Below are 6,204 nucleotides of genomic sequence, written 5' to 3' on the forward strand. Positions count from 1 at the left end.
CCCACGCCTGGTGAGATCCTCGCGCCAACCATCCTCAGACAGGAGGCGCTTGTGAATCTGCTTGTCAACGGTGATGCCGAGAAGGGGTCGGGGGGAACCGCCGAGCCCGTCGGGCAGGTCGTCGGCTGGGTCGTGCGGCAGGGGGCGCCCGCGATCATCGGGTACGACGTCGGTGACGGCTACCCCACGCCCGCCGACCCCGGACCCGGCGCGGCCGGGCGGCGGTTCTTCTCCGGCGGGAACAGCGGGGTGACCACCCTGGTCCAGGAAGTGTCCGTACCCGCCGCCGGTCCGGCAGGACACCGCGCCGTCGACGCCGGCCGCGTCCGGTACGTGCTGAGCGGCTGGCTCGGCGGGTACGCCGCGCAGGAGGACGGTGTCAGGCTGTCCGTCGAGTTCCGGGACCGCGCGGGGACCCCCCTCGCGCTCTCCGTGCTCGGCCCCGTCACCGCCGAGGAACGCGGCCGCGCCACCGCCCTGTTGGAGCGCAGCGCCGAGGCCGCCGTGCCGCCGGGCGCCCGGTCCGCCCGCGTACAGCTCTCCTTCACCCGTACCGGCACCGGCACGTCGAACGACGGCTACGCCGACGAGATATCACTTCGCCTGACGGCCTCGGGAAGGCACTCGTGAACAGACGTGATCTGCTGAAGGCGGCCGGCGCCGCGGGCGCGCTCAACCTGGTCTGGCCCCTGAGCGCCGGGCTCTCGCCCGCACAGGCCCGCGAGGCCGCGGAGGCGCTCGGTTCGGCGTACGACGAGGCGCCGTTCACGCTGGGCGTAGGGTCCGGCGATCCGCAGCCCACCAGTGTCGTGCTCTGGACACGGCTCGCGCCCGAGCCCTTCGCGGAGCCGGGCGAACAGCCGCTCGGTGAGGTCGTCGACGTCCGATGGGTCGTCGCCGAGGACCGCGCGCTGCGCCGCGTCGTCGCGCGCGGCACCGTCCCCGCGTCCGCGACCCTCGCGCACAGCGTGCACGTGCCGGTCGGCGGCCTGCGTCCGGGCCGTACGTACTGGTACGCCTTCACCGCGCTCGGCAGGACCAGCCGCCTCGGCCGGACCCGTACCGCACCGGCCGGCCATGTCCGCTCCGCCCGGTTCGCCACCGCCAACTGCCAGAACTACCCGCAGGGCCACTACGCCGCGCTGCGCGGGATCGCCCGCGAGGAGCTGGACTTCGTCATCCACCTCGGCGACTACATCTACGAGCACGGCCCCGAGGGCAGCGACATCCGCGACCACAACGGTCCGGCCATCTACACCCTGCACGACTACCGGATGCGCCACGCCCTCTACAAGGGCGACCCGTCCCTGCGCGCCGCGCACGCCGCGCACCCGTGGTTCCTGACCTGGGACGACCACGAGGTGGTGAACGACTACAGCGGTACGGGCGGCGGCGCCCCCTTCATGCGGCGCCGGGCCGCCGCGTACCAGGCGTGGTACGAGCACCTGCCGCACCGCGGCGCCGGGGACTCCGTCCTGCCGGACATCGACATCCACCGGGTGCGCCGCTGGGGCGACCTGCTGGAGCTGGCCGTGCTCGACCTGCGGCAGTACCGCTCCGCGCAGAACCTCGCCGACGGCACCATCCTCGGCGCCGGACAGAAGGCGTGGCTGAAGAAGACCGTCGACCGCGCGCCCGACAGCTGGCACGTCTGGGCCAACTCGATCATGCTCAGCCAGCTCCGGGGGCGCCCCGGCGGCGGCTTCATGTTCACCGACCAGTGGGACGGTTTCCTCGGCGAGCGCAAGGAGGTGCTGGAGCATGTGCGCACCAGCGGCCTCGAAGACCTCGTGGTGCTCACCGGTGACTGGCACTCCGCGTTCGTCGACGACGTCCGGCCGGACTACGACGACACCGAATCGCCCGTCGTGGGTACGGAGTTCACCGCGCACTCGGTGAGCTCCAGCGCCTACGACGCGCAGTGGAACGCCACGAACGGTCCGCTGATGGGCGCCGCCAACCCGCACCTCCAGTACTTCGAGGGGAACCGGTACGGCTACGACGTGTACGAGGTCACGCCGGAACGATTCAGCACTCATATGCGCGTCATCGACGACCGCCGCGATCCGGCCTCCGCCGTCTCCACCCTGACCACGTTCCATGTGGACCGGGGCAAGGCGGGCGCGTACGAGGACCCGGCGACGAAGTCGTCGCCCGCGCAGTACCGCAGGGACTGAGACAGAGCGGGGGCGGGACCCGCCTCACACGCCGGTGAGGTTCCGTGCGTCCCGCCTCCGCTCTAGGGTCAAGGTCATGTTCGCCGCCTACGCAGCCCGCATCGACCGTGACCAGCCCCTCGACGGCCTTGAGTTGGGCGAACGCCCGGCTCCCGGGCCGCGCCCCGGCTGGTCGACCGTGACCGTCAAGGCCGCCTCACTCAACCACCACGACCTCTGGACCCTGCGCGGGGTCGGTTTCAAGGAGGAACAGCTGCCGATGATCCTCGGCTGCGACGCCGCCGGGATCGACGAGAACGGCGAAGAGGTCGTCATCCACTCCGTCATCGGCCAGAGCGGCCACGGCGTCGGGCCCCGCGAGCCCCGCTCGCTCCTCACCGAGAGGTACCAGGGCACCTTCGCCGAGCAGGTCACCGTACCGACCTGGAACCTGCTGCCGAAGCCCGCCGGGCTGACCTTCGAGCAGGCCGCCTGTCTGCCGACCTCCTGGCTCACCGCGTACCGGATGCTGTTCACCAACGCCGGTGTACGGCCCGGGGACTCCGTCCTCGTCCAGGGCGCGGGCGGCGGCGTCGCCACCGCGGCGATCGTCCTCGGGAAGGCGGCCGGGCTGCGGGTGTACGCCACCAGCCGCGACGAGGCGAAGCGCGAGCGCGCCGTCGAACTGGGGGCCGCCGACGCGTTCGAGCCCGGCGCGCGGCTGCCGCACCGCGTGGACGCGGTCATCGAGACGGTCGGTGCCGCGACCTGGTCCCACTCGGTCAAGTCCCTGCGCCCCGGCGGCACGCTGGTGATCTCCGGCGCGACCAGCGGCGACCGCCCGGCGCACGCGGAACTGACCCGGATCTTCTTCCTGGAGCTGAAGGTCGTCGGCTCGACGATGGGCACGAAGGACGAGCTGGAGGATCTGCTGTCCTTCTGTACGACGACGGGCATCCGCCCGGTGATCGACGACGTCCTGCCGCTGGACCGGGCCCGCGAGGGGTTCGAACGGATGGCCGCGGGCGATCTGTTCGGCAAGATCGTGCTGACCGGCTGAGGGCTGTCGTGGACTCACTCCTGCCGCCGCTGATGATCGTCGCCTGCCTCGCGGTGGTCATGGCCTTCTTCGGGTGGCTCGCCTCCCTCGTCAAGCGCCGGGGCAGTGCGGGGGCGGGGATCACCGCGGCGATGGCCTCGTACGACGAGGCGTTCCGGGTGACCGCGCACGACGCGCACTACGAGATCCAGGCGCGGGCCGAGCGGCGGATTCCGCTGCCGTCGCCGGACGATCCGCACGCGGCGGGCGAATCGCTTCCGTACCGCGGCAGGACCGCTCCGCCGCGCCGGCGCCGCTCCGTACTGCGGCGGTGGGCGCGGCGGCTGCGGCGCTGACACCGCTTGTCAATTTTGGTTGACGTCGAAGCCTTGTCAACGTAGATTGACGCCATGACCGATGCAACGGATCTCGCCGAGCGGGCGGGTGATCGCGACCCACGGGTCGGGCTGCGGGCGGTCGCCGCGCTGCGGCGACTGCTCGAACAACTCGAAGCCGTCCAGGTGCGCAGTGCCCGGAACCAGGGCTGGTCGTGGCAGGAGATCGCGGCCCAGCTCGGTGTCAGCAGGCAGGCGGTACACAAGAAGTACGGGAGGCAGTGATGTTCGAACGGTTCACGAAGGGCGCGCGCGCCGTGGTGACGGGCGCCGTCGCCCAGGCCGAACGCACGGCGTCGCCCGAGATCACCGAGGAGCACATGCTGCTCGCGCTGCTCGACTCCGAGGGAACGCGAGCGGCGTTCGCCTTCACCTCGCTCGGCATCCTGGACCGGCGCGACTCCGTGGAGGCGGGTCTCGCGGACGCGCGACGGCGGGGCGGTATGTCGCACGCCGACACGGCGGCGCTAGCCGAGATCGGGATCGATGTCGCGCGGATCGTCTCGAAGGTCGAGGACGCGCACGGCGAGGGTGCGATGGGGGCGGGCGGGAAGCCCCCGAAGCGCGGCCGGACGAGGTTCACGCCCGCCGCGAAGAAGACGCTGGAGCAGTCCCTGCGGGTCGCGGTGGGACGCGGCGACAGACAGATCACCGACGGCCACATCCTGCTGGCCCTGACGGCCCGCCCGGGGGTGGTGTCGGACGTACTGGCGGACCACGGCGGGACATACGGCGCGGTGGAGCGGGCGCTGTTCGGGGAGCGGGGCTAGGTTGACCGGGTCCGCCCGGTGGTCGGTTCGTCCTCAATCGCCGGACGGGCTTGATGGGTTGCTGTTGTCGGCTGACGGGCGGGGTGCGGGGCCTCCGGAGGCGCATGTCCGGTCTCAGCGCCAGTCGCCCGTCACCCAGGCCACCAGGCGGGGGCGGGGCGTGGCGTCGCACGGCACGATCGAGGCGGTGTCGAAGACCTCGATGGTGGCGACCTGTGCGACCGACGTGGCCGTCGACCGGAGGTCGCCGACGACGTCGCCGGGCTCGTTGATCGTCTCGTCGCGCTCGATCGCGGTCAGCGGTTCGGGCGAGTGGCAGCCGACATTGACCAGCGGCTGACCGAGGTACCAGCCGCCGACGAAGACGGCGTACAGGACCGCGGTGGCGCCCAGACGGCGCGAGGTTATCCAGGTGGGCACGGCAGGAGTCTTCCACGGCCCGCGCGGTGAAGGGGGACGCGCAGGGGGCGTGGCCGGACACTCAGGCTGATTTGTGGCGCGTGGACAAGGCGGGTCGTCGGGTCCAACGAGCCTTGCACGCGCCGTAAATCACGCCGTCCGGGCATGACCCCGGAGGGGCCCACGGCCACCGGCCCGCACCACCGAACAGGCGCCCCGGGCGCCTGTCCCGTCGCCGGGCGGGCGGATGTGAAGCCCGTCCGGCGATTGAGGACGGACCGGTCACCGCGGGGACCCGGCGCCCCCGCACCCCCCTACGCCGGAGGCCTCCGCAGCAGCGCCCCGATGTGTGCCGCCGCCGTCGACAAGTGGCGGCGCGCCTCCGTGAGCTGGGCCTCCGTCACCCCGTGGTCCCGCGCCGCGTCGCGGACGTCGTCGCGGAAGCGGTCGAGCAGGCGGTCCAGGTCGCGGGCCGGGTCGCCCGTCGGTGGGGTGTCCTGCGCCCACTCGGTGTCCGTCTCCGGCGCGTCCGGTTTCGTGTACGGGGGCCACGCCGTGCCCTTCGCCAGGCCGCCGAGGTGCGTCGAGAGTTCGGACAGGCCCTCCCGTACCCCCGTCGGCCAGTCGCCGCGCGAGAAGTGGCCCTGCACCTGGTCCTGGACCTGCTTGGCGATGCGCAGCATCTCCTCGCGCGCCGTCTCCTGCGCCTCCTTGGCCTGGCGGCGCGCCTGCTGCGCGTCCTCACGCGCCCGGCGTGACTCGTCCTTCGCCCGGCGTGCCTGTTCCTTCCACTCCTGCTTCGCGCGGCGCAACTCCTCCTTCGCCGCGCGCCAGGACTCGCCGTCCCCGGGGGCCTGCTCCCAGTCGGTGGTCCCGCTGGCCGAGGGGCCGGCCGACGCGGTCGCCGCCGCCGCCCGCATCTCGTTGCGGAGCCGGCCCGCCGCGCCCCGTACGTCGTCGCGGATCTCCGCGGCGAGTTCGGAGACGGACTCGCGGATCTCCAGCTCCAGATCGGCGAGTTCACCGCTGCGGCCCGCCAACTCCTCGCGGCCCGCCTCGGTGATGGAGTAGACCTTGCGGCCCCCCTCGGTGGCGTGTGTGACCAGGCCCTCCGCCTCCAGCTTGGACAGCCGGGGGTAGACCGTGCCGGCGGAGGGGGCGTACAGGCCCTGGAAGCGTTCCTCCAGGAGACGGATCACCTCGTAGCCGTGGCGCGGCGCCTCGTCGAGCAGCTTGAGCAGGTAGAGGCGGAGGCGGCCGTGGGCGAAGACCGGGGGCATGTCAGAGCTCCTTCTTGTCGGCCGGCGTCGCGTCGTCGGCGACGACGTCCAGGGGGGCGGCGCCCACGGGCGCGGTGCCGGCGGACGCGGGCGCCGGGTGGTCCGCGCCGTACGGATCCTCCGCGGGTGGCCGCCGCAGCAGGGCGATCGAGCCGGACACCGTCA

At 72.7% G+C, this 6,204-nt stretch carries 8 protein-coding genes; 6 read left to right on the forward strand and 2 right to left on the reverse strand.

Annotation, left to right across the window (positions count from 1 at the left end; translation table 11 throughout):
- The first annotated feature begins 51 nt into the window (after positions 1 to 51).
- From GXP76_RS33255 to GXP76_RS33280, 6 genes are all read left to right on the forward strand, one after another.
- The gene (locus GXP76_RS33255; RefSeq protein WP_242575344.1) at positions 52 to 630 is read left to right on the forward strand and encodes a phosphoesterase; all 579 of its coding nucleotides are present in this window, start codon (positions 52 to 54) and stop codon (positions 628 to 630) included.
- Positions 627 to 2,177 carry an alkaline phosphatase gene (locus GXP76_RS33260; protein WP_242575345.1) on the forward strand — a complete coding sequence of 517 codons (1,551 nt, stop codon included), beginning with the start codon at positions 627 to 629 and terminating at the stop codon, positions 2,175 to 2,177. The genes GXP76_RS33255 and GXP76_RS33260 overlap by 4 nt, the downstream gene beginning before the upstream one ends.
- Positions 2,178 to 2,253: 76 nt before the next feature.
- Positions 2,254 to 3,216 (forward strand): zinc-binding dehydrogenase, encoded by a 963-nt coding sequence (locus GXP76_RS33265; RefSeq protein WP_242575346.1) that lies wholly within the window; start codon positions 2,254 to 2,256, stop codon positions 3,214 to 3,216.
- 8 nt (positions 3,217 to 3,224) lie between these two features.
- Positions 3,225 to 3,551, forward strand: coding sequence for a hypothetical protein (locus GXP76_RS33270; RefSeq protein WP_242575347.1), 327 nt, complete (start codon positions 3,225 to 3,227; stop codon positions 3,549 to 3,551).
- 54 nt (positions 3,552 to 3,605) lie between these two features.
- Complete coding sequence (locus tag GXP76_RS33275; RefSeq protein ID WP_069630502.1) at positions 3,606 to 3,815, forward strand: helix-turn-helix domain-containing protein; 210 nt, start codon at positions 3,606 to 3,608, stop codon at positions 3,813 to 3,815.
- Positions 3,815 to 4,360 (forward strand): Clp protease N-terminal domain-containing protein, encoded by a 546-nt coding sequence (locus GXP76_RS33280; RefSeq protein WP_242575348.1) that lies wholly within the window; start codon positions 3,815 to 3,817, stop codon positions 4,358 to 4,360. Before GXP76_RS33275 ends, GXP76_RS33280 begins: the two co-directional genes overlap by 1 nt.
- 114 nt (positions 4,361 to 4,474) lie before the next feature.
- Here the strand turns inward: GXP76_RS33280 and GXP76_RS33285 are convergent, their stop codons facing one another.
- Together GXP76_RS33285 and GXP76_RS33290 are read right to left on the reverse strand one after the other, a co-directional pair.
- The gene (locus GXP76_RS33285; RefSeq protein WP_242575349.1) at positions 4,475 to 4,780 is read right to left on the reverse strand and encodes a hypothetical protein; all 306 of its coding nucleotides are present in this window, start codon (positions 4,778 to 4,780) and stop codon (positions 4,475 to 4,477) included.
- 293 nt (positions 4,781 to 5,073) lie between these two features.
- The gene (locus GXP76_RS33290; protein ID WP_242575350.1) at positions 5,074 to 6,039 is read right to left on the reverse strand and encodes a helix-turn-helix transcriptional regulator; all 966 of its coding nucleotides are present in this window, start codon (positions 6,037 to 6,039) and stop codon (positions 5,074 to 5,076) included.
- Positions 6,040 to 6,204: the final 165 nt, after the last annotated feature.

Origin of the sequence: Streptomyces sp. NP-1717 (genome assembly GCF_022695985.1) — a bacterium.
Taxonomy (GTDB): domain Bacteria; phylum Actinomycetota; class Actinomycetes; order Streptomycetales; family Streptomycetaceae; genus Streptomyces.